At 44.2% G+C, this 25099-nt stretch carries 15 protein-coding genes; 3 read left to right on the forward strand and 12 right to left on the reverse strand.

Translation table 11 applies throughout. The annotated features are described in order from the left end of the window. Positions 1–118: 118 nt before the first annotated feature. From CLHUN_RS04045 to fusA, 8 genes are all read right to left on the reverse strand, one after another. Positions 119–1957 (reverse strand): cache domain-containing sensor histidine kinase, encoded by a 1839-nt coding sequence (locus tag CLHUN_RS04045; protein WP_080063294.1) that lies wholly within the window; start codon positions 1955–1957, stop codon positions 119–121. 20 nt (positions 1958–1977) lie between these two features. Next, positions 1978–3531, reverse strand: coding sequence for a response regulator transcription factor (locus CLHUN_RS04050; RefSeq protein ID WP_080063295.1), 1554 nt, complete (start codon positions 3529–3531; stop codon positions 1978–1980). A gap of 185 nt (positions 3532–3716) precedes the next feature. Beyond that, entirely contained in the window at positions 3717–6887 is a 3171-nt protein-coding gene (locus CLHUN_RS04055; protein ID WP_080063296.1) for a cellobiose phosphorylase, read from the reverse strand. Between the two features lie 22 nt (positions 6888–6909). Then, positions 6910–9687 carry a GH36-type glycosyl hydrolase domain-containing protein gene (locus CLHUN_RS04060; RefSeq protein ID WP_242656433.1) on the reverse strand — a complete coding sequence of 926 codons (2778 nt, stop codon included), beginning with the start codon at positions 9685–9687 and terminating at the stop codon, positions 6910–6912. Then, entirely contained in the window at positions 9668–10552 is an 885-nt protein-coding gene (locus tag CLHUN_RS04065) for a hypothetical protein (RefSeq protein WP_117387018.1), read from the reverse strand. The genes CLHUN_RS04060 and CLHUN_RS04065 overlap by 20 nt, the downstream gene beginning before the upstream one ends. A gap of 87 nt (positions 10553–10639) precedes the next feature. Further along, positions 10640–11980 carry a glycoside hydrolase family 30 protein gene (locus CLHUN_RS04070; RefSeq protein ID WP_080063298.1) on the reverse strand — a complete coding sequence of 447 codons (1341 nt, stop codon included), beginning with the start codon at positions 11978–11980 and terminating at the stop codon, positions 10640–10642. A gap of 116 nt (positions 11981–12096) precedes the next feature. Beyond that, the gene (locus CLHUN_RS04075; RefSeq protein ID WP_080063299.1) at positions 12097–13062 is read right to left on the reverse strand and encodes a LacI family DNA-binding transcriptional regulator; all 966 of its coding nucleotides are present in this window, start codon (positions 13060–13062) and stop codon (positions 12097–12099) included. Positions 13063–13335: 273 nt separating this feature from the next. Then, positions 13336–15420, reverse strand: coding sequence for an elongation factor G (fusA, locus tag CLHUN_RS04080; protein ID WP_080063300.1), 2085 nt, complete (start codon positions 15418–15420; stop codon positions 13336–13338). Positions 15421–16046: 626 nt separating this feature from the next. On the opposite strand from fusA, the gene aroF reads away from it, so the two are divergent. Together aroF and CLHUN_RS04090 are read left to right on the forward strand one after the other, a co-directional pair. Beyond that, positions 16047–17072 (forward strand): 3-deoxy-7-phosphoheptulonate synthase, encoded by a 1026-nt coding sequence (gene aroF, locus CLHUN_RS04085; RefSeq protein ID WP_080063301.1) that lies wholly within the window; start codon positions 16047–16049, stop codon positions 17070–17072. Then, a complete protein-coding gene (locus tag CLHUN_RS04090) occupies positions 17065–18162 on the forward strand; it encodes a prephenate dehydrogenase (protein WP_080063302.1) in 1098 nt (365 codons plus the stop codon). The genes aroF and CLHUN_RS04090 overlap by 8 nt, the downstream gene beginning before the upstream one ends. A gap of 105 nt (positions 18163–18267) precedes the next feature. Here the strand turns inward: CLHUN_RS04090 and CLHUN_RS04095 are convergent, their stop codons facing one another. Beyond that, positions 18268–18906 carry a redox-sensing transcriptional repressor Rex gene (locus tag CLHUN_RS04095; RefSeq protein WP_080063303.1) on the reverse strand — a complete coding sequence of 213 codons (639 nt, stop codon included), beginning with the start codon at positions 18904–18906 and terminating at the stop codon, positions 18268–18270. Positions 18907–19199: 293 nt separating this feature from the next. Between CLHUN_RS04095 and csaB the strand changes: the two genes are divergently transcribed. Beyond that, positions 19200–21455, forward strand: a complete 2256-nt coding sequence (gene csaB / locus CLHUN_RS04100; RefSeq protein WP_080063304.1) for a polysaccharide pyruvyl transferase CsaB — start codon at positions 19200–19202, stop codon at positions 21453–21455. Between the two features lie 42 nt (positions 21456–21497). Here the strand turns inward: csaB and CLHUN_RS04105 are convergent, their stop codons facing one another. The 3 genes from CLHUN_RS04105 to CLHUN_RS04115 form a co-directional block, all read right to left on the reverse strand. Beyond that, a complete protein-coding gene (locus CLHUN_RS04105; RefSeq protein ID WP_207559135.1) occupies positions 21498–21836 on the reverse strand; it encodes a YkvA family protein in 339 nt (112 codons plus the stop codon). A gap of 276 nt (positions 21837–22112) precedes the next feature. Next, on the reverse strand, positions 22113–24026 hold the full coding sequence (locus tag CLHUN_RS04110) for an ABC-F family ATP-binding cassette domain-containing protein (RefSeq protein ID WP_080063414.1): 1914 nt from the start codon (positions 24024–24026) through the stop codon (positions 22113–22115). A 249-nt stretch (positions 24027–24275) separates the two neighbouring features. After that, on the reverse strand, positions 24276–25070 hold the full coding sequence (locus tag CLHUN_RS04115) for an N-acetylmuramoyl-L-alanine amidase (protein ID WP_080063305.1): 795 nt from the start codon (positions 25068–25070) through the stop codon (positions 24276–24278). Between the last annotated feature and the right edge of the window lie 29 nt (positions 25071–25099).

The raw sequence follows: 25099 nt of genomic DNA on the forward strand, positions 1-25099 counted from the left end.
GAGCCTAAATAAAAATTAATATATATTCGATATTTAAAAAACATGAACCAAATAAGCACATGCTTCAAAACATTACGCATTATGTAAATAAATTATTCCGAATGGAGAAGCTTGCCGCCTATTTAAATAAAGCAGGCGGCAGCTTTATTGTTAATTTCGTGTATTCACCCTTGCTGCTTGATATGGTAATGCCATATTGATCACCATAAGACAGCTTGATCCTCTGATTGACATTTTTCAGTCCGATACCGTTGCCTTTCTTTTCCAGTCTGGTATCTACGGCTGCCTCAGCTTCCAATGCCTCCATGACCTTCTCTATTGCCTCCGCATCCATACCCACACCATTATCCATTATTTCAAGGGTGGTGCATTCCTCCTCGGAATAACCGGCAATGGTTATCTCACCATTTTGTCCAAGGGGCTCAATTCCATAATATATTGCATTTTCCACCGCAGGCTGCAGCAGCATCTTCAACACCTCATACTCCATGAGTCGGGGAGGAATTTGAATATTCAGCCTTATTTCATAGTCATACCGGATGTTCATAAGAATTATATAATTGCCGATATAATCCAGTTCCTCCTTCAGGCGTACATACTCTTTTGTCCATTTCATGCTGTACCTCAGCAGTTTGCCCAGGGAGTTTATTGCATCTGCAACTCCATAATTGCGGTCAATTTCCGCCATCATGCTTATATTCTGCAGGGTATTGATTATAAAATGGGAGTTGATCTGGGTGAAAAGCGCATGTATTTCTGCATTTTTCTTAGCCTCCTGCTTGGTTACAACCTCTGAAATCAAATCACCTATTTTAGAGACCATTCTGTTGAAGTGGAAGGATAATTCACTCATTTCATCCTGTCCCGAAATATCCACCCGCACATCCAGCCTGCCATTTTCCACCTTTCTCATGGAAGCTATAATCTGCTTCATTTTTATAAGGAGGATATTGGTAAGGAAATAGATAATAACGCTCATTACCACCATAGCCAGGATACTTTCGGCAATAATCAGGTTTCTGGTATTGCTGAGGTTCTTTCTTATGCTTTCATTTGTGACCACATAGCATATGGTGGAGTCCAACTGCTCAATATAATCGTGGATAAGTGTCATGGGAACATTACCGTGCTTTATATAAAGCTCCGAGCCCTCCCTTTTCAGATCATGACCTTCATAAAGGGCTATGACCCCTGCCTTGTCCAGTTGGAACTTGGAAGCAAAAGCACTTTTGCTGTCGTAGATAATATTTCCTCTGTTATCTATTACAAACGCCATCAGATTCTGATTTTCCGACTGGGAAAACATGTGCCGGAAAAATATATCGGTATACATGGTTGTCTCAATAAAGCCCAATTCCTTGTAGTTGGAATATCTCAAGGGTACAAAAAGAGATACCACACTTTTTCTTTCAACTGTACCGGTATTGTAGTTTTCCTCAGCATGGTCAAACTGCCAGAAGCCTCTTGGATTGCCGGAGGTTTCTCTTATGATTGTCTGCCTGTTCTTAAGACGGGAGTCGCTGTATATGATTGATCCTATTTCAGGAAATTGAGGGTCGCTTACATATATCCGGAATTGGTATATATCCGGGCTGAGATTGCGTATCATCAGTATCTTTTTTGTCAAATCCATGCTAAAGTCGACAACACCGGTCTGGTCGCTCCTGTCCCAGCCTTTAATATAGGCCATTGTGTCATAATCGCTGGAAATGGCATTTATGGTTCTGTAGCTTGTATCTATTGCCCGTTCTATGCTGTATCTGGTTTCCTTCATCAATTCCCTGGAATCGCTTATCAAATCCAGTTCAGTGGATTTATTTGCTTCGTTTATAAGCTGGCTGGCAAATACTATTATGGTAATTCCAATGACAACGGAATATATTATCATGAGCTTGTGAGCAAGTCTCAGGCCACTGAAGAATCCAATCAATGAAACAAACAGCTTCTTTATCCGCATGGCTGCCTCCACCCTGACCGCTAGTTTATATACAGCTTTTCTCTGTACTCCTTGGGAGAAATACCTGTAAGTGCGCGAAAAGTGGTAGTAAAGTGCTTTGTATTACTATAACCTACCATTTCCGCTACTTCGTAAATTTTGTACATGGAGTTCTGCAATAATTCCTTGGCCTTTTCGATACGTATCATCCTGAGATAATCCACAAAATTCATGCCTGTCTTCTCTTTGAACAGAATTGAAAAGTATGAATAATTCAAGCTGATATGGTTTGCCACCCTGGCCATTGTCAAATCGCTGCGGAAGTTGTCCTGAACATACCTTACCGCCGTTTCAATGGACTTGTCTGTATTGCAGATGTTTTTGAACTGCAGCAGCACTTCATTTATATTTAATACGAGCTTTTTTATATGTCTTGTAAAGTCATTTATACTGTAAAATTCGAAAATACTTTTGAAGCTGTTCTCCTGCTCTTTAATAAACTCCATCTTATGGGGAATATGTTCTGAAAGGTATCCGATTATCTCCGCCTTTAAAAGCGCAGCCAGTTTTTCCCCATACTGGAGGTGATACTTCCTGAGAAACTTTTCATCAAATAGCTGGCCAAGCATTCTGCCCAGATCCTCCCTGCGTTCGGTATCCAGCATGCCTGCAAGATTTTTTACCAGTCTTACAGGCATTACAAAGCCGTTGTCAGGCTCTTCAATAGCCGAATAATAAATTATTGGACTGTCGGGCTGCAAAAGTTTATATTTCAAGGCATAATCCGACTCTGCATAAGACCTGCGCATCAGGGAAACAGACCTGAAATCCCTGCCCACGCCGGCAGTGCATCTGGTTCCGAATGAATTGTCCACAGTCTCAAGCAGCTCATCAATGCCGGTTGCGGCATTGATAACCAATACTGCATTGTCCTTGTTATCCAGAAAACAGTAGCCAAAGGTTTCAGTTTCAAATAAGTAATTTTTAATATTTGAGACCAGAGCCTGATTATTCTCAAGCTTATCCTCACAGTTATAGATTTCAGAAGAATTCAAAGATATAACCCGGTAGTCCTGGTTTTCCAGGTCCATACCACAGGTGTGGAGCAGTCTCTCCTCTTCGTCCCTTGTGGTATTTTCACTTAAGAGCATCAGCTTGAACTGGTTGGAAAAGAATTCCCAGTTTCTGCTGCTGGCTATTCCGGTGTCCATTCGCTGCTTCTTATAATATTCTTCCTGGGCCTTTTTCACAATATTCAGAAGTTCGTTTCTGTCCACAGGTTTCAGGAGGTATGCCTTAACGCCGTATTTGATTGCTTTCTGAGCGTATTTGAAATCATCATATCCGCTTAATACTACCGTATAGGGCTTGTATTCCATGCTGTCAATCCTTGCTACAAGCTCTATACCATCTATCTGAGGCATAAGCAGGTCGGTAATGACCAGATCATATGTGTTTTCGGACAGCTTCTTTAAAGCTTCAATCCCATTGACACATTCATCAATTTCCGTAAAAATCGACTCGGTTCTTGAAATGATGGCTCTTATCCCATTTCTGATATATTTCTCATCATCAACCAATAATGCTTTAGCCAATGCTATTCCCTCCAGGATAATAAAATGTTAGTTCTCATCAGCAGCATTCCATTTTCATTATATACTAGAAAACATTACTATTTCAACCGTTAACATAACACAAATACACCAATACATACCACCCGGAAAGCGGCATTCAGGCACTTCAGTCCACATGTACCTTCAAGACTGCAAGCGGTATATGGCTACTGCAGGCTTACATCAAGTCCGGCTATCCTGCCATCCCTTATATCTCCGGCAAGGCGCCCTGTGATGGTCTTCCCGGCGGTTTCCCTCGTGCTGCCGTCCTTATAGTATAAAACGTATTTTGCAGGCCTTACACAATCCTCTCCGTAAGTATTTTTCTTCAGAGGATTTATGTAGTTCACCGAAATATTTCCGAGAAATCTGAAGCTGACTTTGCCCTGCCCGTCAAACATCCAGTCCGGCAGAACCGGTTTTAACTCAAAGCTCAGTTCCCCCTCCTCAAAGGTAAAGATATCCCTTCCGGCCATCATCAAAAACCACATACTCAGCATTTCAGCCGTGGAACCGCTCATCCTTGCCACAAAACCCCGGCCATGCACCGCTTCATCGGGATTTGCCGAGCTGGCAATAAAGGAAGAGTTCTCCAGGGTACTTCTCCCGTATACCTCAGGCTTCATGAAGGGCACCAGCATCGTACGCGCATCGTTGAAAAACTGTTCATAAAGCCCTGCCTGCAGCACTGCATAAAGATACTTGTATTCCATGTGAAGGAAAATGGCCTCCCGCTCCAGCCAGCCAGGTGTAAAAGCTCTGAGGCGCCCTATTTCCGGGCTGCTGTCCTCAAGTGAGACCGAGGTTTTATACATATCAAGTCCCGAATCGAAAATCTCACTGGACCGGATGGAATTGTACAGTTCAAGGGCAGCTTCCTTGTCCTCCATGGTTTTCATAATACGCGCGGGGCCCTCCAGGAACAGCGGAAGGGGCCGGCATTCAAATTTGCTGATTATTACATTGCTATGGCCGTTAACAGGGTTTTTTCTGCCTTCTGCAATTTCATACTTTGCAGCATTATATGTAAAGTAGGTGGGGTATATTCCTGCTCCATAGCTAAGGGCTTTTTCAAGTCCACGCTGAAGTTTCCTCCTGAATTTCCCGAATATTTCCAGCACCTCTCCGGTACTGAAGACAAGTTCTTGTCCGCTTATACCGTTACGTATACCGTCCCTGTATTTCTCCCTGGCCGTTGCTGCAAGGTCCCAGTATTCAAAATCGGAAAGCTCCCGGGAGAGATTTCTTGTCAGAAGGTCCTCTGCCGTACGCAGCAGACCCCCTATTTCCTCAGGCAGGCAAACCTTTTTGGTGTATTTTTCACTGCTCTTTATGATAAAATCTATTGCTCTGATTAACTCAGCCGTCTCACAAAGGCTGGAACCGAATAATCCCGACAATCCGTTCAGGGCGTCATTCCAGCCGGGTTTTCCTGCTTCGATTTCAATCCCCATACCTTCCGGGTCCAGGCTGACAAATTTCACAAGGGCAAGGGACAGCAATTTTACAAATAGATTTGTATAATATATTTCACCCCTGCCCTGTTTAGTCCTCAACCAGCAGGCCTCCTGAGAGCCCTGCCCGGACTTTTCCGCCATAACGGCACCATACTGTCTGACTTTCCCGTCTGCAGCAACATACTTATCCGCCCTTGGCAGCACGAAAGCCGGGCTTTTATAAAAGCAGTACCCCTTGTCGTCAAATAGAAAACTCTCCCGCTTATCAGGGTATATTGCCAGATAGGTTTCAACCAAATCCATATTATAGGTCCAGTGGTCACTCCAATAGCCCTCACCGAATTCAGCCTCAAAATTCTGTACCGACTTTTCCAGCACCCTTTCCAGAAATGCTTCCTTAGATATATTCAGAGTGGTGCCATTTTCAACAATAAACCCTATGAGCCTGCCGGGAGTAAATTTTCCCGTAACCAGCCTGTAAACCTCCCTCCTGTGTGTTTCAAGGAGTGTCTCCAGCTCTCCCCAGTCCTCCTTCTTCAAAGTAAAGGTGCAGCCCTTGACAGACAGTGGATTATAGCCGTCTGCCTGTATCAGATTCATAAAGTGCCTGACATTGAAATCACCCACCTGCGGCTTTATCAGCACATCATTTCTCCTGTTCTGGCATACATCCCTGAAGTTGCCGTTGCCCTGGGAATACAGGGAAGGCTCCAGAGAAAAGAAATTGTACTCCCGCTCCAAATCACCGTGTTTTCTAGAATAGACATGGTACACATGACTTTTTTCTCCGGCCCCGAATATGAGCGGATATCCGCCTCTCAAAATATTGTCGAGGTAGCACTGGTCAATATATTTATCAAACATGCCCACAGCAGTTTTTGTATATGTATCGGCCACCAAGGCCTCTACCAGCTCAGTGGCTTCTCTTTCCTTCCTCAGTATGAATTCCGGGCAGAAATCCTTTTTTAAGGCATTTGCCCTGTGTATGCCGGATATGTGTCCGATTACGGACCAGAGAGTAAAGGGCTTTTTTCCTGCAACAGTCCTGAGCGCCGTAAAGCCGCCCGACACCTTGTTCTGTGCAATCTGCTTCCTCAATGTCAGCTCCTCTATGGAACAGTCCCAGCCGTCCGGCCTTGAAAGTGCCGTATTATATCCGAAAACCAGGTCAATATCATATATGGCAGGCAGAAGCCCGTTGCTTTCAGTAGAAAAGGAGAGATAAAAATTGCCCTCTTCAAACTCGCTTACCTCTACCGTATCGGCAGTTGAAGCCCTGACTTTGTAGTAGGCTATCCTGTTTTCAGCATTGTAGACCTCATACCATGATTTCATAAGATTGGACATCTCCTGATAGGTGGCATTAGTGGCTCCGACAGGCAAAAGCTGGGGCAGACCGTCCAGAATTTCTATTTCCCTGTCCTGTCCGTCAAGGCTTTCCACGGTTACCTTTCTGACCATTGCAGCATAGCTCTCTCCCGGCATTGTAAAGTATGCCACAGTTATACGCAGTCCCAGCGTATGATTTTCTTCAACCACCCTTACCCGGTTTTTCTCAATAACAAGGCTCCTGGCATATTTGTCAGCAGAGACTGAGGAAAAGATTTCATGAATCCTGCCCTTGTGCTTTATAAATGTCCGGAAACCTTTCCTTTCAATATTCTGATACATAGTGTGGGCAGGAAAAAACTCCATAATCGTACCGTCCCTGTCCTTGACACCAAAGCTTCCCATAACCTGCCCTCTATTAACATAAAATGCCCACATGGGAATTCCGTCAATGCCGGCTATACCCGGCAAAAAGCTTGCAAAGGTTTTTGCTTTATCATAATTCTCAATAACAAACTCATTGTTTTCATTAAATAAATAGTTTGGTTTCATATTTCCTCCCAGGGCAGTACTGCTACGGTTTTTTTGCTCCAAGTTCAACTTCTATCAAGTGCTCCATATTCCTATCCAGTTTTAAGACAGCCGCCCTGTCAATTTCCGCCTGACATGGGTCAAGGTCAAGGTCCAGTCTCAGTCCGTCAAGGGTGATACTTTTCACCGAATATTCGCCGTAATCCAAATGCTGCCTGTTCCTGTAAACAAGCCTGACAGTCCTGTCTGCAAATACTGTTTTCACGGAGGCTGTACCGGTCCCGTCAAACTGACCGGCTTTCAGCTTTGGCCGGATGTACAGCTTTCCTGCATTTCCGCCCACACCATACACCTCCGTCAGCATCAGCAGCATAAGCCAACTGGCCGAACCGGTCAGGTAATGATACATTCCCCTTCCCCGTTCATTGATATATTCCGGAATCCCGGGATAAATCCTGGCCCTGTCAAAGTCGGTGCTTATATTGTAAAGGGATTTGAGCACCTGATAACCCTCCTGCACAAAGTCCTGTCTATACAGTGCAAAGGCGTACATGATGGTCATATGGCTGAAAACCGCACCATTTTCCTTATGCCCGAAAGCAAAGCCGAAGCATCTTCCAAGATCCAGCTTAAGCTCGTTAAAGTTGTTGTTAAGCCTGTAGCTGCCCAGCTTCCTGTCAAACAAATACCTGTCCACAGCCTTTATGGTGCTGCCTGTCTGATGCTTTGAGGCAATTCCCATCATTATGGGAAATACCTGGCCGGTGAGCGTCATCCGCACCCCCTCAGGCCGGACTCCCTCTACCTGAAGTCCCCGGTTGTCATAATAGCCGTTAAACCACTCCAAGCCCTCCGGTGTCTTCACCAGCTCATTATCTGCTATGTGCTGTGAAAGCCATCGGCCCTTGGTATTTAAATCCTCCGAAACCCTCGCCGTATCCAGCAATACCTTTTGACCGCTGATATTGTGCCTGCAGGTTTTATAATATCGGCTCAAAAGCTCCTGCTTTTCCGCTGGACTGTCATAGCTGATGCTTTGGGACAAGGTGTCCAGGAGCACTGCTATTTCGGCGGCCACCTCAATCCGGTCCCTGCCCCTTTCTTCCCTGACCTTTTTCAGCAGTTTGCCCAATTCCAGAAGATTCCCGGCATAAAAAGCCGTAAAGGCCACCGTTTCGCCTTTTTGTGCCGCCATGTCCAGGGCATCGTTCCAGTCGGCATTTTCCATGCGGATATTATTATGCTCTCCCACGTTAAAGAAAGCCGTCAGGTTTTGAAGCAATATATGCTCAAGAATCGTACCGGTATATACCTCACCATTGTCACACTTTTGCCTGTTCCCATATCCGGCGGTCCAGTCCTCATCAATACCCGTCGACCTTGCTATCAGCCTGTCTTTAAAATATGCCTGCTTTTCAAACAAAAAATCCATATCCCCGCTCTGGTTAAGATAGAGGAGGGTTGTGAAAAAAGGCCAGGCTCCATGGTCGGACCATACTCTGCTGATATTGTTCCTGTCCGCAATAAATTCTCCCGGCTCTTTTCCAATTATGGTAGCGTTGGTTCCGTCAAGGCGGACCCCGCCATAATTATTCCAGAGTTGGGCTCTCACCGTGTCCGTTTCCATAAGCAGCAACGCCAGACAGTCCTGCCACAAATCTCTCCAGCCTCTGCCACCCTTTCCGTAATCATGGTGGGGCAGAAAGGAACACCCGTATATTCTCCTCAGTATGGGCTGAAGAGATACCCATTTCATCCACCCGTCAAACTTATCATCACTGCTTTTAAAGCTGATTCTTCCCAGCTTTTCTTCCCAATACTCCTGAGTTTTCTTAAGCAGCGCTTCAAAGCCCGCCATGTTAAGAAAACCCAGAATGCCGCTTTTGTCTGTATTCCTGTCTTCAGTTACCGACATTGCGATTATGTAGGATTTGCTCTCACCCGGCAGCAGGCGGCAGTCGTCAAACCTCAATGCGCCTATGGCTTCATAGCCCTCTATTTCCTGGCCCGGAAGGCAGAATTCCCTTCTGTTGGCAGCAATGGTTTCCGGCCACTCAAGGCTGCCGCCCTCACCCATATATTCTTCCGCCACGGGGAACGCGCCCAGAGGCAGCTTTCCTGCGTCATCCGTCCCGTACACATTGTATGAAATCCTGTTGACCTTGTGGCCCCTTTCGTCAAAAGTCATGGCAGGCTGCACTTCTATGCCTTCCTTGACAACGTAAACCCTATGGAGCAGGCTTGTAACATTCCGGTGATCCCTCAGGCTTTCCGCCGAACGGGCATATACCGGGATGGCGGCAGTGGGGGTAACGCGTATCTCTGCCGCGCCTGTATTGGAAACAGCAACCTTCATCAGCTCCACTCTGTATTGGTTTGCCGGAACGAAGCTTGTAATCTCGGCCTTCACCCCAAGCCTTTCATTTTCCCGTATTACCTTGTGCCATAGAAATCCGGCCCTCAGAGTCACCTTTTCCTCTGTGTCCTTATTAAAAAGCTCCGAATGCTGGAGTGCGGATGCCCCGGCTGCCGACCAGGCACCCTTTCCTTCGATATATATCCAGAAATTACGATTTGACTTTGTATTATGTAAATCATCCGCCGACACCGGCGTACTGAAAAAAGTATTCTGTCCTGTTTTTATATCTCCATGCAGGGCAGGTGTGACGGCAGACATCATTCCGGCCTCATTGGCAAGCGGAAAATAGAGATGACTGTTCCTGTGGGGAGCTTCCATCCGGAAAGTCCCCATTTGGTCTGTAAAATTCCAGCCTGTAGACATTTTTATACCATCCTGTTCATTATTTATAAAAAAATTCATAGCTGCGTTTCCAGGTCACTGTTGCATCAGGTTCAACTTCCAGCTTTATGAAGGTCTCGGGGCTTATAACATGTTTACTGCCCCATAATGCAAATTTAAAAACCGGAAAATCATCTGTTTCCCTGACTCCCACACCGGATTCCCGGTTGAACAATTCCCAGGAATAATGACCCGAAGTATCGTAGTTCTTAAAAGTGCAATAAAATTCCCGTCTTTCCTGCTGTTCCGGCCAAGATACTTCACCCTCGCTTTCCAGTATGTCTCCCGTAGTTTTTTCCAAAGTTATCCTGCCGGGTATTTTCAATTTATAAGCTCCTGAGACCGGTCTCTGATTAATTCCCACAAAATTATGGCAATATTCGGTAGTATCAATTTTTTTGCTGCCGGTGTTTGTAAGGCTGTAGCTGATATGAAAAGCATCCCCCGCAAGCGCTATTTCTTTTTCATATTTGCAGGAGTAGCCGTCCACCCTGGCAGAATTTGTGCGGAAGAGTACTTTGTGGGCCGCCGCTGTAACACTGCTGGATGAAGGAAGGACCTCATAGTTTCTGAAAAAATCATAGGGCTGATTGTCTGGCTTTCTAAGCTGTCCTACCCCAATTTTTGTAAAACAGTTGCCCACACAGGCTTCCTCGTAGCCAAGGGCATTTTCAATTCCGAATTCGCCGCAGAAGCCCCGGCCTCCCGAACCTGCTCCCGGAGTCAGGGATTCAGGCACGCAAAAGGTGTGCATCCCATCCAGCGTAACCTGTGTAATAAAACCGGTCCAATCAAAGCGTGAGCCTTTGTATTTTTCACCGGGATAAGCAATCTCAAGTGAAAGCCTGCTGTTGCTCAGGCATATATCTGCATTTCCGCAATTCATAGTGCTTTCCTCCATTTCTCTGCAATTGTCTCCAACCTGTGCAGCACCGTATGGGTAGGTACCCGTTGAAGACCGGCATATTCCTCTTTAAGGCTCAAAGACAAGAGTTGCTATGGAATGGGCCGGAAGAGAATGCCACAGGTACTCTTCTCCAAGCTTTGCATTAAACCCTTGCACATTGTCCGATTCGTTCATGACTATCAGGACTACAGACCCGTTTGGATTTTTAAAAGCCACGTGCCTTAGCCCCGTTTCACTGTGGTCCGTCACCTGAATCCTCACTGCCCCGGGCCTTACATACTTGCTGAACTGTCCGATATAATAATATGAGCTGTTATAATGCAGTTCCTGGGTGACGGTATCGGCTATAACGGGGGCATCGCAGAAATTTCCCACATGGTTTGGCCCGCCCTTCTCATCAAGGACAAGGTTCCAGTCCAGCCAGCCTTCCTGCCAGTTATTGAAATCCCCTATCATATTCCTCCCATATCTTTCTCCGGTCAGCCACGAGCCAAGATGGACTCCTCCTTCCTGGCAGCCTTCCGTAAACAGGATATGCTTGTGGGGATAGAGTTCATGAACCCTTGACAGATTTTCAAAGGCCTCTGAAACATACCAGTGGTTTGCTATGCCATATACATACTTTGAAGTTTCAGGGTCTTCAAGGGTTCCTGTAGCCCGTTCAACCATAATGTCCCTGTTATGGTCCCATATATAGATTTTTACATCCTCAAGCTCTGACTTATGAAGAATGGGGCCCAGATAATCCCTTACAAAAGCACCTTCCTCTTCCGATGAGTAAATACAGGAATCCCAGACCTGTACTGCCGCCGGTTCATTTTGGACGGTTACAGCCCATATGTCCAGCCCCTTTTCTCTGAAAGCCTTTATGTATTTTACATAATAATTGGCCCATGCTTCCCTGTACTCCAGCTTCAACCGTCCTCCGTTATTCATGTCGTTATTTGTTTTCATCCAGGACGGAGGACTCCAGGGTGATGCCAGAAGGGGAATGCCCTCCTGCCTGGCACTTATGGCATCTCTGATCATGGGAATCGTCCACTTGTCCTCATGTGAAATATCAAAGGTTTTCAATTCCCTGTCGTTTTCTTTTACATATGTATAATTGCCAAGGGCAAAGTCACAGCTATGAATATGAACCCTTCCAGTTGAATATCCTATTCCAAGCTGCGGGTCAAAATATCTTTTTATAATCTCTTCTCGCTTTTCAGGAGACATTTTAAAATAGGTATACGCCGCGGCTTCTGTGAACGCTCCCCCGAAACCGATTATTTTCTGAAAGCTCTTTTCCAGGTCCAATGAAAGTACTGTTCCCTCCCATTTATTTTTGTCCAGCTTGAATGCTCCTTTTTCTGTCAGCCTGTCGCCCGTATCTCTGGCAGTTTGAATTATTTTAGCAGTGCTCATAATTGCCTCCTTCTAAAATCCAATTATTATTTGATATTTTTATATGTAGTAATGTCAAGCCTTCAAATTATTTATCCATGCTGCATATGTTAGCGCTATCATTTTTTATAAAAAAATTACTCCCTGTGACGCCCTACCGATTCTCTCCACTTGAGTTCAGGCTCAAGGTATTTCTTTTCAAAAGGCAGTCCCGGATTTTTGAGCCTTTGTAAAAGCCGCCGGGCAAGTGCTCTTCCTGTCTCATATACAGGCTGTCTTACCGTTGTAAGGGGCACCTTGGGTATCAGATCAAAAATAAGTCCGTCAAAGCCGGCAACGGATACGTCTCCGGGTATTTTCAGCTTTAGTTTTTCTGCTGCTCTGAAGGCACCGATTGCCAATAAATCCACGCAACAGAAAATAGCAGTGGGCTTTTCTTTTACCAGCAGGTCGTATGCATTTGCATAGCCCTCCTGCTCGGAGTTTTCAGCATATCTTACAAGACTCTCGTCAAAGGGGATACTATGCTTTTCCAGAGACTTTTTATAGCCCTGCAGACGTTCGAGAGCATATCTCTGGCTTGTATTGCGCATTATGAAGCCGATCCTTCTGTGACCGCTTGCAATGATATTATCGGTCATCTTTACCGCTCCGGCTTCATTGTCAACGTCCACACAGTCTATATCCAGCTCATTCTTTCCGAAAAGCACAAAGGGTACCTTGATTTTTGAAGTAAATACATTTTCCTCACTTAAATCCAGTCCCATAACAATAACCCCGTCACATCTGTGGTTGAATTCCAAGTCGCGTTTTACCAGGAAAAGATAATTTGCGTTGCTAAGCTCTTCTGCCACGCCTGAAATGAGGTGCATGATAAACGGGTCTGAAATCCCGATATTCTTTGGTACATACAGGTAGATGGTACGCGTATTGTTCTGTGCCAATGCCTTGGCTGCAAAATTCGGCATAAAATCCAGCTCTTCCATAGCCTTTTCAACCTTGAGCCTGGTGCCCTCAGAAACAATTTCAGGAGAATTTATCACTCTGGAAACGGTTATGAGTGAAACTCCGGCTGCCTGGGCTACATCCTTCATATTTGCCATTAAGTCTATTCCTTTACCTTTGTTTTTATTTACCGCGAAATTGATGATAGCGCTATCATACTTTAATTTAATTCTATATTCTTTGCTAATTTTAGTCAATACGCAAAATATTCATCCGGGCCCGCCATATCCGCTATTACCTCATGTGAAAAAACAAAGGGCTGTTTCAAAACCAACGGATTTTTCAATCCTGTTACTACAGTTTTGAACAGCCCTTGTCAATGGTATACTTATCCGGCAGCTCTGCTGCCTGAGTCCTTATAAAGCCCGCTGCTATTCCTCTTCCTCCTCGACCATATGCTTTTTGGCCTCTTCAATTATTTTATTTGCCACAATAGCCGGCGCTTCCTCGTATCTGTCAAACCACAGCTTGAAATATCCCCGGCCCTGAGTCATTGATCTCAGGTCGGTTGCATATTTGAACATCTCGGACTGGGGCACTTCCGCTTCCACCTGCTGAAGTCCGTTGTCCTGGGGATTCATTCCCAGGATGCGGCCCCGTCTCTTGTTCAGGTCACCTATTATATCTCCCATGTAGCTTTCGGGAACGTATACTTCAATATGTGCGATAGGTTCCAAAAGTACAGGTGCTGCCATGGGCAGCCCCTTCTTATATGCAAGTCTTGCGGCAATTTTAAAAGCCATTTCCGAGGAGTCCACATCATGGTAGGAGCCGTCCACCAGGGTCGCCTTCAGGTTAACCACGGGATAGCCTGCGAGCACTCCCCTGACCATAGCTTCTCTCAGCCCTTTTTCTACGGCAGGGTGGTATGATTTGGGAACCGAACCTCCAAAGATTTTCTCTTCAAAAGTCAGATCCTCCTTATCTCCATGCTCAAACTCCACCCAGACATGCCCATACTGCCCATGTCCCCCCGACTGCTTTTTGTGCTTACCCTCAATCTTTACCTTTTTCTTTATGGTTTCCCTGTAAGGTACTTTAGGATCTACGAGATTTACCGCCACACCAAACTTTGCCTTCAATTTGCTTACAATTACATCCAGATGCTGTTCCCCCACTCCTGATATGAGCGTTTGATGGGTTTCGGCATTTATTGAGACCTTGAAGGTAGGATCCTCATCCTGCAGCTTGTGCAAGCCCGAGCTTATCTTTTCCTCATCGCCCTTTGCCTTTGGTTCAACGGCCAGGGAAAGCGCAGGCTCCGGAAATTCTATTTTTTTCAGAACGACTTTATTTGCCTGGTCGCATAAGGTGTCATTGGTATTTGTAGAGGCCAGCTTTGCCACTCCGCCTATATCACCGGCAATGAGCCTATCGGTGGGAAGCTGTTTTTTACCCCTCATTACAAATATCTGACCGATCTTTTCAACCTTTTCGGTTGTGGAATTATATACTGTTGAATCAGACTTCAAGGTTCCCGCATAGACTCTGAACATTGAAATCTTGCCCACAAACGGGTCTGCAATAGTTTTAAACACAAGGGCAGCCAAAGGTGCACCGGGCTCCGCCTTTATTGCGGCGGTTTGCTCTGTGCCCGCCTTCACGGCTATATTGTCAGCGGTTTCAGGAGACGGCATATATTCAATTACAGCATTCATTAATTCCTGCACCCCGAGATTCTGGAGTGCGGAGCCACAGAATACCGGAGCTATTGTACCGCCTGCAACGCCTGCCATGATTCCTTTATGAATTTCTTCCCTGGAGTACTCCTCCCCCCCAAAGAATTTTTCCATCAAAGCATCATCGGTTTCAGCTATGAGTTCATTTAATGAGTCTTTTACAGTTGAAATTCTATCAGTTAAATCAGAAGGAATGTCAGTATCCACAAGCTTATCCTTCTGGAATTTTTTCGCAGTCATATTGATTATGTCCACATAACCGACATATTTGTCCGCTTCATAGATAGGAAGCTGGAATGGAATGACTCCGGTTCCGAATGCACTTGTCATTTTGTCCAGAGCATTATTGAAATTTGCATTTTCTTCATCCATTTTGTTTATAAAGAACATTCTTGCAGCGTTGCGCTCTTTTGCATATACCCATGACTTTTCCGTACCCACGGATACTCCGCTCTTTGCAGATACCACAATAACAGCACCTTCTGCAACACGTATGCCCTGCATTACTTCTCCGACAAAATCAAAATAACCGGGAGTGTCAATCACATTAATCTTATGATCCTTCCACTCACACGGAGCCATGGCTGTACTAATGGATATCTTTCTTCTGGTCTCCTCAGGATCGTAGTCTGTGGTAGTTGTTCCATCAATCACCTTGCCGAATCTGTCCAGAACTCCCGTGTTGAACAACATTGCCTCTGCCAGGGTGGTTTTACCTCCGTTTCCGTGAGCCAAGAGGCAAATATTCCGTAGTCTTTGTACGGCATAGTCCTTCATAATCATTCCCCCTTATTAATTTTAATCATTTTACACTGTATATAAGGAATTTTTAAAATACTGCCTCATCAGAGGTATTATTTTAAGCCTTCCTAAAAACCGCTGTAAGCAATTTTTCCAGGGACTGTACTCTCCATGAAACATTCCCTCTGCCATTCCCACTATTTTGAGAAAACAGGTAAAATAAAAAACCAGAGTAGATTAAGCCAACATAAACAACAACCTGCTACCATATCTGTTTTAATTTTGGATACACTAATAAAAGTATTTAATTTTCAGCAAGTTTAACAAAAATCAATGTATATTCTATTCGATTTTTTATGCGATTTTCCTTTTTTTTAAATAAAAAATTTTATTTCATTATTATTTCGCACTGTTAACTAATGAAAATATTACCAAATATGTAAAATATATTTATTGCATAAACAATATATTCCGGTTTTTTATGCTTTTCCCGCCAAGCCACTAACTTTTGAGGTTTATTAATTTATAGAATTGCTATATAATATTTCTTGTAGCAACCGGGTCACATATATTTATTTATATATATGAGCCGGTTAATGTATTATGGTAAATGTTTTTTCAAATCTTAATCAATGTAAAATGGTAGAAAGGAAGTAGAAACCATGATTATTGTAATGAATCCCAAGTCGAATCAAATGCAGATCGACGACGTTATCAACGTACTTAAAAACTCCGGTTTGGGAGTCCATATCTCACAGGGCACCGAGCGAACCATCATCGGAATTATCGGGGACAAAAGCGTCCTTAGGGATATTCCCCTTGAGCTGATGCCGGGTGTTGAAAAGCTGGTTCCCATTGTTGAATCCTTCAAGCTGGCAGGCAAAACCTTCAGACCTGAACCAAGCATCGTAAACGTAAACGGAGTCAAAATCGGAGGCAAGGAGCTGGCCATAATGGCAGGGCCTTGCGCAGTAGAAAGCTATGACCAGATAATGGAGGCGGCCCGCGCTGTCAAAAGATCCGGCGCTCAGTTTTTAAGAGGGGGAGCCTTTAAGCCGCGAACCTCGCCCTATGCTTTTCAGGGACTTGAGGAAGAGGGCCTGAAGCTGCTCAAGGCTGCCAGGGATGAAACAGGCTTGCAGATTATCACGGAAGTAACCAGTGAGAAAGCCGTAGAACTTTCTATTCCCTATGTTGACATGTTTCAGATAGGTGCAAGAAATGTTCAGAATTTTCAGCTTTTGAGAGAAGTGGGAAAATCCATGAAGCCCGTGCTTTTGAAGCGTGGTTCGGCCACGACCATAGACGAGTGGCTGAATGCTGCTGAATATATTATGAGTGAGGGAAACTACGACGTAGTCCTTTGCGAAAGAGGTATACGAACCTTTGAAACCGCAACCAGAAACACCCTGGATTTGAGCGCGGTGCCTGTTGTAAAAAATATGAGCCATCTCCCTGTAATTGTGGACCCAAGTCATGCGGCAGGCAAAGCAAAATTTGTCATTCCGTTGTCCAGGGCTGCCATTGCTGCCGGTGCAGACGGATTGATAGTCGAGGTTCACCCAAATCCAATGATGGCATTGTCCGATGCCGCACAGCAATTAAGCCCGAAAGATTTTGATTCTTTGTGCAGCGATATAAGCAAGCTTGCACCTATATTGGAAAGAGAATTCTGTTACTATGGTTGAGAGTATATCCATAATAGGCCTTGGTCTAATTGGCGGTTCACTGGCCAAGGCCCTTCGTCAGAAGCGTCCCGGATTAAAGTTGTTTGCCATTGATAGCAGCACTTCCTCGCTCAGGCTTGCAGAGCAGGAAGGAGTCATCGACCGGGGATACGCAGAAGGCTGCTCTGATATTTACAACTCGGATGTCATATTTATATGTACACCTGTCAGAAAAGCCATAGATTATATATCAGGACTCTCAGGAAAGATTAAGAAAACTTGCATATTGACGGATGTGGCAAGTACAAAGAGTGAAATCTGCCAATACGTGGAAGGTCTCAGCAATCCGCCTGTTTTCGTAGGCGGACATCCAATGGCAGGAACTGAAAAATCCGGCTATTCAAACTCTTTTGCACACTTGTTTGAAAACGCATACTATGTCTTAACTCCTGCAAATACCTCTGATACCCGGGCACTTGCGGTTATGAAGGACATATTGAAGGACATAGGTGCGATTCCCATTGTAGTTACAGCCGGGCAGCATGACCTGGTGACAGGCTGTATAAGCCATGTGCCCCATGTCATAGCGTCAGCTCTGGTAAAGCTTGCAATCCAGAAGGAAAACAGCGAAGGACTGGTAAAGCTTCTGGCGGCAGGCGGATTTAAGGACATAACAAGGATTGCCTCATCAAACCCCACAATGTGGGAAAATATTGTTTTGAGCAACAGTGATATCGTGGTCCCACTGTTGAAGGACTATATTAAAATCATTGAAATATTTATCCAGCAGATAAGCCTGTCCGACAATAGGGCGATACATGATTTCTTCAACAGCGCCAAGCTGTTCAGAGACAGTTTTGCCTCAGGTACTCCCGGCCTGATACCTCTCAGCTTTGAACTGCTGGTAGATGTCCTGGACGAACCTGGCATAATCGGCAGCATTGCAACATTATTAGGCGCCAGCGGAATCAACATAAAAAATATGAATGTGTCCAACAGCAGAGAATTTGAGCAGGGCTGCCTGCGGATAACCCTCTCGGATCAGTTCAACACTGACAAGGCTTATGATATACTTACTGAAAATTCCTACCGGGTATTTAAAAAGGACTAGTGGTTTGTGCCGCTCCTTTTCGCCTAAGGCCGTTGATACATTTCAATACGGCAGTGAAAAGGAGCCGGGCACTGGTTTCTCAGTACCGCAGCTCCCGCAATTGCTTTATTCCCTGGAGAACTTGTCATTCAACTTATATCCCAGCACCATAAGGCTGTCACTCAGGTGAACATTCTCTACGATAACGTCATAAGGTATTTTCAAATCCATGGGAGAAAAGTTCCAGAGGCCCTTCACTCCGAGCTTTGCCACCCTGTCGGCCAATCCGGCGGTTTCCCTGTAGGGGACGCACAGCATGGCAATGTCAACTTTGTTTTCCAGTACAAAATCATCAATATCATTAAGGTCTCTGATCTCAAGGTCTTTTATCTTCTTACCTATTATGCTGGTATTAACGTCAAACACTGCAATAATACTGAAGCCTCTTTTTTCAAAATTTCCATAATTGGCCAGGGCCTGTCCCATATTTCCCGCACCGATTATAATACAATTGAAGGTTTTGTTTATGCCTAAAATATTTCCAATCTCAGTATACAGGGACTCGACATTGTATCCATAGCCCTGCTGTCCAAAGCCTCCGAAACAATTCAAGTCCTGTCTGATTTGAGAAGCAGTAATTCCCATTCGAGTACTCAGCTCTTTTGAGGATACTCTTTTTATTCCAAGCTCTAATAAGTAATTCAGATATCTGTGATACCTTGGAAGTCTCTTTATTACAGCCATAGAAATTTTCTTTGAAGCCATTGGAATTTTCACCTCATTATTCTATTTGTGTTGGTATTATATCACCTTTGTTATTTTATTGTCAATAATTCCTCATTTATTGCCTGCTAAAATTGTAAATAAATAACAAATTACACCATATGCACTGTCTATACTATATCATAGCTGTGAATTAGTGACAACTTATAGCAGAAACAATTATTCCCACCTGCTGCCGGCAGGACAGGCTGAAGAAATTGAATAGTGTCAAAAATGTAAATGCGTGATAAAATAGTCATGTAGTTCACAAAAGAAAAGTGATTCGGAGGATAAAAATGAAAGTTTTGCACATTATCGGCGGAGGAGATGTTGGCGGCGCAAAAGTGCATGTAATCAACCTTGTGAAGGAACTTGGTTCGGCTATTGACGTAACGCTGCTATGCCTTAGACCCGGAGCCTTTGCAGATGACGCCCGTGCAATTGGGATAAAGGTAGAAGTTATTAAATCCTTTAACATTTACACTGACATAAAAAAAGCAATCAGACTTGTCAAGAACAATAAATTTGATATAATCCATTCACATGGCTCCAAAGCCAATATATTTGCCTACGCGATTAAAAAAGCCTGTAAAACCCCTGTTGTTACAACCATTCACAGCGATTACAAGCTGGATTACCTGCAGAGTTTGTTCAAACGGCTGACCATTGGTGTTGTCAACTCCCATGTGCTCAGAAAACTGGACTATTATATTGTGGTTACCAGTGCCTTCAGAAAAATGCTGGTTGAAAGAGGCTTCAGCAATAATAAGATTTTCACCATTCTTAACGGCATGAATATGAGTAAGCCGGAAGAGTATTTTTCCAAGGAGGAATTCTCAAACAAATACCATATACCCCTTGATTCGGAGGATATCCTGGTAGGTACTGCCGCACGGCTTGACCCTGTGAAGGATATAGGAACATTTTTGGAGGCCGCCAGGCACGTTGTAAAAATAAACCCCAAGGTTAAATTTCTCATTGGAGGAGAAGGTGAGCAAAGTAAGGAATTAAAGGCCCGTTCCCTTGAACTTGGCCTTAATCAGAATGTTTTTTTCCTCGGTTGGCTGAACAACCCGTATGAGCTGATAAGTGTCCTGGATATAAATGTCATGACCTCCATCAGTGAGGGTTTTCCGTATTATCTGCTGGAAGGCGCACGTTATTCAAAGGCGACCATATGCAGCAGGGTCGGGGGAATACCTGACCTCATAGAATCCACCATAAACGGCTTCCTTTTTGAGCCCAAGGACTATATGACACTTTCAAAGCAGATTCTGGAGCTGGCTCAAGATGGCAGGAGCCGTACGGAATTTGGAGAAAAGCTTTATGAAAAGGCAAACAGGGACTTTTCGCTCAATGCCATGCGTGCAACCCAGGTAAGCATATATGAAGACATCCGGGATATCTCCCTGAGAAAAGCTTTCCCAGGCAGAGCCTCCGGAAATACAAAATATGATGTAATAATTTCAGGCTATTATGGTTTCAGAAATATCGGAGACGATGCCATGCTAAGATCCATTGTCGACAACCTGAAATGCAAAAAACCCGATATCTCCATACTGGTCCTATCCAAGAAACCTTTGGAGACCTCTGTAAATTACAACGTACACGCAATTAACAGAAAAAATATGTTTGCAGTCTATTCTGCAATGAAAAAAGCGAAGCTTTTCATTTACGGCGGCGGAAACATAATTCAGGACAGTACCAGTTCACGTTCCTTGCTGTTCTATCTGGGTGCGGCCTGGCTGGCAAAAAAGCTGGGTCTTAAGGTCATGTTCTATGCCAACGGCATAGGTCCCATAAATAAGAACAGAAATACCGAATATTCCAGAAAAATATTGAATATGGCAGATGTAATAACCGTCAGGGAAAAAATATCCTATAACGAACTTGAGAAAATGGGAATAACCAGGCCTAAAATAGTTCTCACCGCTGATGCAGCACTGGCAGTCCATGTGGAGAACGGAAAAACCCCCGAGGATATTTTTATAAATGAGGGAATACCCTTGGATACCGGCTATGCCGGATTTTCCGTCAGAAAGTGTCCGGGCAGCGACAAACATCAGCAGGCAACATATGAACATGTTATTGCGGAAGCGGCGGACTACATATACAACAACTATAATCTTTTGCCTGTTTTTATTCCAATGGAATACCAGGCAGACATATTTACAATACAGAATATTGTCTCAAAAATGAAGACCAATGGCTATGTTGTGACAAACAATCATTCCGTATCGGAGACCTTTGGAATTATTAAGAAGATGGACATTATGATAGGTATGCGTCTTCACGCTCTGATTTTTGCCGCCTACATGAATGTGCCGCTCATAGGAATAAGTTACCAGCCAAAGGTGGAAGGCTTTCTTGAGTATATCGGCCAGCCTTCGGCGGGACACGTTAAAGATATAACCTTCGAGGCCTTAAGAACCAAGATTGATCAATTGCTGCTCAACCGGGAAGAGGTTAAAAAGGAGCTTGAAAAGTCTGTGGATATCCTTGTGGCAAAGGCAGATGAAAATTCCCGTCTGGCAATTGAATTGATTTCGTGATAAGGGATAATAAAACAGGGTGCCTATTCAGGAACCCTGTTTTCAGCTCTTTATGCCATTAAGCCAGTCCTTGGCTTTTTGTCTGTGCTCGTCGCTAATATAGGGAGTTAAAGCTATCAAAGCTGCCGCGATTGCTCCCGCATCATCGGTATATCCTGCGATGGGCACCAAATCCGGAATAGCATCTATTGGAAGAATAAAATATGCTAATGCTCCAAATGCCGTAATTCTGGCCAATAGCGGTGTCTTTTCATCCAAAGCGCAAAAATACAGGGAAACCGCATCAGCTACAAAGGGCACTTTCGCGGCAGTTTCCTTTACTTTATCCACAAAACCCTTCTTTACATATTCCTCTTGATTTTCTATATCGTATTTGTCCATGGTATTATTGCTCCTTCCATTCAAATCCTCCGTATCTTACTCCAGCTTACTTTGATGGACACGGTTCAGCAATATTATACCATATTTTTACATAATTGTGTCGCATTTAAATTAACCTGTAGTGCTAATTAATAAAGTCTTTAAGAGACAAGTTTGCTCACACGAGGACGACTTTAAAGAAATGCGCAGTATAATTAAAAGCTTTTCGCTGAAATTGTAGGCTTATAGCATGCTGATTTGGCAGTTAAATTGACAGGATGCTAATTTAAGCGAGCACTATTGCTTTTCCAACTGCTCACTTACATCCGTCCAAACAGCGTACACTTCCTCAAGCCTCTTTTCCTTGTTTACCTTCTGGTCACTTAGCTCAATAAGTCTCAAATGATCTGTGGCAGCTTCAAGCATTTCACCTTCAATATGACCAAGCTGCTCTTCAATTTCGGCTATCTCCCTCTCTGCGTCGGAAAGCTGTTTCTCCAGCCTCCTTATCCTGCTTCTCTCCTCTTTGGTGGAAATATGGCTTTGCTTGGCCTCAGTTATGGTACCAGCCTCGCCGGAGGTGTTCTGAGAAGCTGTATTCCTTTTGAAGTGTGAGGCAAAATACGTGTAATTTCCCATACAATCCACCGGAGGCTTAACTCCCATATCTATTATCCTTGTTGCCAGCTTGTCAATAAAATACCGGTCATGTGAGACTATGAGCAAAGTACCATCATAGTCCTGCAAAGCTGCCTCAAGTATCTCCCTCGAGTTTATGTCCAGATGGTTTGTCGGTTCATCCAGAATAATAAAATTGGCTTCTGAAAAAATCAGCTTGAGCATGGATACCCTGCTTTTTTCTCCCCCGCTGAGGACAGAAATCTTTTTATAAACGTCCTCTCCGGTAAACAGGAAGGCTGCCAGTGCACTTCTGACCTCGGTTTGAACCAGCTTCTGATCTACGCTCCAGACCTCGTCCAGGATTGTATTGTCTTCATTCAGGTCAGCCATCTCCTGGTCATAATAACCCATTTTCACCTTGGCGCCAAAATCGAACCTGCCTGAAGAGGCTTCCAGCCTTCCTGAAAGAATCTTCAGAAGCGTTGACTTTCCGCAGCCGTTTGGCCCCAACAAAAATACCCTTTCCGACTTTCTAACCTTAAAACTCACATCTTCAAAAAGCTTTTTATCACCATAGGCCTTTGAAATCGAGTCAAGCTCCAGAACCTCATTCCCGCTGGTTACAGCCTGGTTAAACTTCATTCTGATCTGGTGTGGTGCCGCCTCAGGCTTGTCCAGCTTTATCATCCTGTCAAGGACCTTTTGACGGCTTTCAGCGGCAATAATGTTCTTCTCCCTGTTGAACCTTCTCTGCTGCTCGATTATTGCCTCCTGTCTTGCAATTTCCTTCTGCTGAAGCTGGTAATGCTTTTCCTGAATCTCACGGTTGACGGCCTTCTGCCTGACATAGCCGGAATAATTTGTGGTATAGAAGGTGCAGGTTTTGTTTTCAATCTCGATTGTCTTATTTGTTACAGAATCAAGAAAGTACCTGTCATGGGATATTATGAGCAGACACTTCTTATAGCTTTTGAGGTATTCCTCCAGCCATTCCACCGCAGCAATATCCAGATGGTTGGTAGGCTCATCCAGCAGCAGAATATCCGGTTCCTCAAGAAGTACCTTTGCCAGGGCAAGTCTTGTTTTCTGCCCCCCGCTTAAAATACTTATCTTGCTTTCAAACTCGCTGTCCAGAAAACCCAGTCCCCTTAAAACACCCCTGATACGGCTGTTATATTCAAAACCGCCCAGATATGAAAACCTGTCGGTAACCCTGCCATACTCCTTCATAAGTGAGTCCAGCTTTTCCTGGTTTAGGGCTGCACTTATTTCCTTCTCCAGCCTTTTAATATCTTCCTCCATGGCTACCAGGCTGCTAAAAACCTCCAGGAGCTCTTCCCAAAGAGTATTTTCAGAGTTCAAGGTGGCATTTTGTTTCAGATAACCTAAAACAAGCTCCTTTGATATAAACAGTTCTCCGTCCTCCTGGTGCAGTTCTCCTGTTATGATTTTAAACAAGGTTGACTTTCCGGCCCCATTGACACCCACCAGTCCAGCCTTGTCATTCTCCTGCAGGTTGAAGGAGATGTTTTTTATTATTGTTTCGGTTCCATATGCAAAACCAATATTATTACAATTTAGTACTATCACCGTTATTTCTCCATAATTTTTTTTTGCCGGGTGGGCTCCGCCTCCCCGGATAAATACAACATGCAGAATAATTATAGCAAAATTCCTATTAATGTAGCTACCGTTTTTTAAATAAGTTCTGCAGCATTTCAAAAAAAGGCAGAGCCTATGTGTAAACGAAGCACCTGCAGCATATCTATTATAACCAAAACATTAACGGGAAGCCGCACAATATCCGCAGCTTCCCATTCAGGTAAAAATCTATGGATGCTATTTTCCTTTTGTTTCAGCCTTTTCCTTAACCTTGTAATAATTGTCTATACCCTTTTTAATGGCGGCTGCCAGCTTGTTTTGATATTCTTCTGTACCCAGCAGCCTTTCTTCCTCCGAGTTTGACAAAAATCCGCACTCCACAACGACTGTTGTGGTTTTCAGGTTCTTCAATATCATTATCTGTTCTTTCTTCACAAGGGCGGCCCTGTCATTTGTATTGTCCACATTAAGCTTGATGGAATTCTGCACTTCATTGGCCAGCTTCTGACTGTCAGGTGAATTTGGGGGGAAGAATACCTGAGCCCCATGATATTTTGTCTGGGGGAATTTATTCAAATGTATGCTTAAAGCAATATCTGCCCCGGACTCATCCATTATTTTCTTTCTCCTGGTCAGGTCTTCCTTCCTCTTTTGCAGAATGCTTTTTGCCGCGTCACTGTACACCAGTTGATCTGTTTCTCTGGTTAAAATCACCTTGTAATTTTCCCTCTCCAGAATATTCTTCAAAAGCATTACTATATTCAGGTTTACATCCTTTTCACGAAGCGCACTGTAATCGCTGACTGCTCCGGGGTCCTCACCGCCGTGTCCCGCATCCAGAATTACAGTCTTCTGAGCGGGCACCTGCTGCCCCGACGGATCTCCGCTCTGTTCCCCAGGTACGTTCTGCTGGTTTTCTCCCGTTACAGGCCTGGAATAATCCACTGCAAATCCGATGCTGAAAACCGTAAGTGAAAATAAAAGTAAAAGACATACAAATAATATATTTTTTTTACTAATTACTACTATCATGCCAACCATCCTTGTCTATTTGAGTATCT

The sequence above is a fragment of the Ruminiclostridium hungatei genome (assembly GCF_002051585.1).
Taxonomy (GTDB): domain Bacteria; phylum Bacillota; class Clostridia; order Acetivibrionales; family DSM-1351; genus Ruminiclostridium; species Ruminiclostridium hungatei.

Excerpts from the sequence above, each read along its gene's own strand:
- CLHUN_RS04045 (WP_080063294.1), bottom strand. The coding sequence starts at position 1,957 with ATGCGGATAAAGAAGCTGTTTGTTTCATTGATTGGATTCTTCAGTGGC.
- CLHUN_RS04055 (WP_080063296.1), bottom strand. The coding sequence starts at position 6,887 with ATGAAACCAAACTATTTATTTAATGAAAACAATGAGTTTGTTATTGAG.
- CLHUN_RS04060 (WP_242656433.1), bottom strand. The coding sequence starts at position 9,687 with ATGAATTTTTTTATAAATAATGAACAGGATGGTATAAAAATGTCTACA.
- CLHUN_RS04065 (WP_117387018.1), bottom strand. The coding sequence starts at position 10,552 with ATGAATTGCGGAAATGCAGATATATGCCTGAGCAACAGCAGGCTTTCA.
- CLHUN_RS04070 (WP_080063298.1), bottom strand. The coding sequence starts at position 11,980 with ATGAGCACTGCTAAAATAATTCAAACTGCCAGAGATACGGGCGACAGG.
- CLHUN_RS04075 (WP_080063299.1), bottom strand. The coding sequence starts at position 13,062 with ATGGCAAATATGAAGGATGTAGCCCAGGCAGCCGGAGTTTCACTCATA.
- fusA (WP_080063300.1), bottom strand. The coding sequence starts at position 15,420 with ATGAAGGACTATGCCGTACAAAGACTACGGAATATTTGCCTCTTGGCT.
- aroF (WP_080063301.1), top strand. The coding sequence starts at position 16,047 with ATGATTATTGTAATGAATCCCAAGTCGAATCAAATGCAGATCGACGAC.
- CLHUN_RS04090 (WP_080063302.1), top strand. The coding sequence starts at position 17,065 with ATGGTTGAGAGTATATCCATAATAGGCCTTGGTCTAATTGGCGGTTCA.
- CLHUN_RS04095 (WP_080063303.1), bottom strand. The coding sequence starts at position 18,906 with ATGGCTTCAAAGAAAATTTCTATGGCTGTAATAAAGAGACTTCCAAGG.
- csaB (WP_080063304.1), top strand. The coding sequence starts at position 19,200 with ATGAAAGTTTTGCACATTATCGGCGGAGGAGATGTTGGCGGCGCAAAA.
- CLHUN_RS04105 (WP_207559135.1), bottom strand. The coding sequence starts at position 21,836 with ATGGACAAATACGATATAGAAAATCAAGAGGAATATGTAAAGAAGGGT.
- CLHUN_RS04115 (WP_080063305.1), bottom strand. The coding sequence starts at position 25,070 with ATGATAGTAGTAATTAGTAAAAAAAATATATTATTTGTATGTCTTTTA.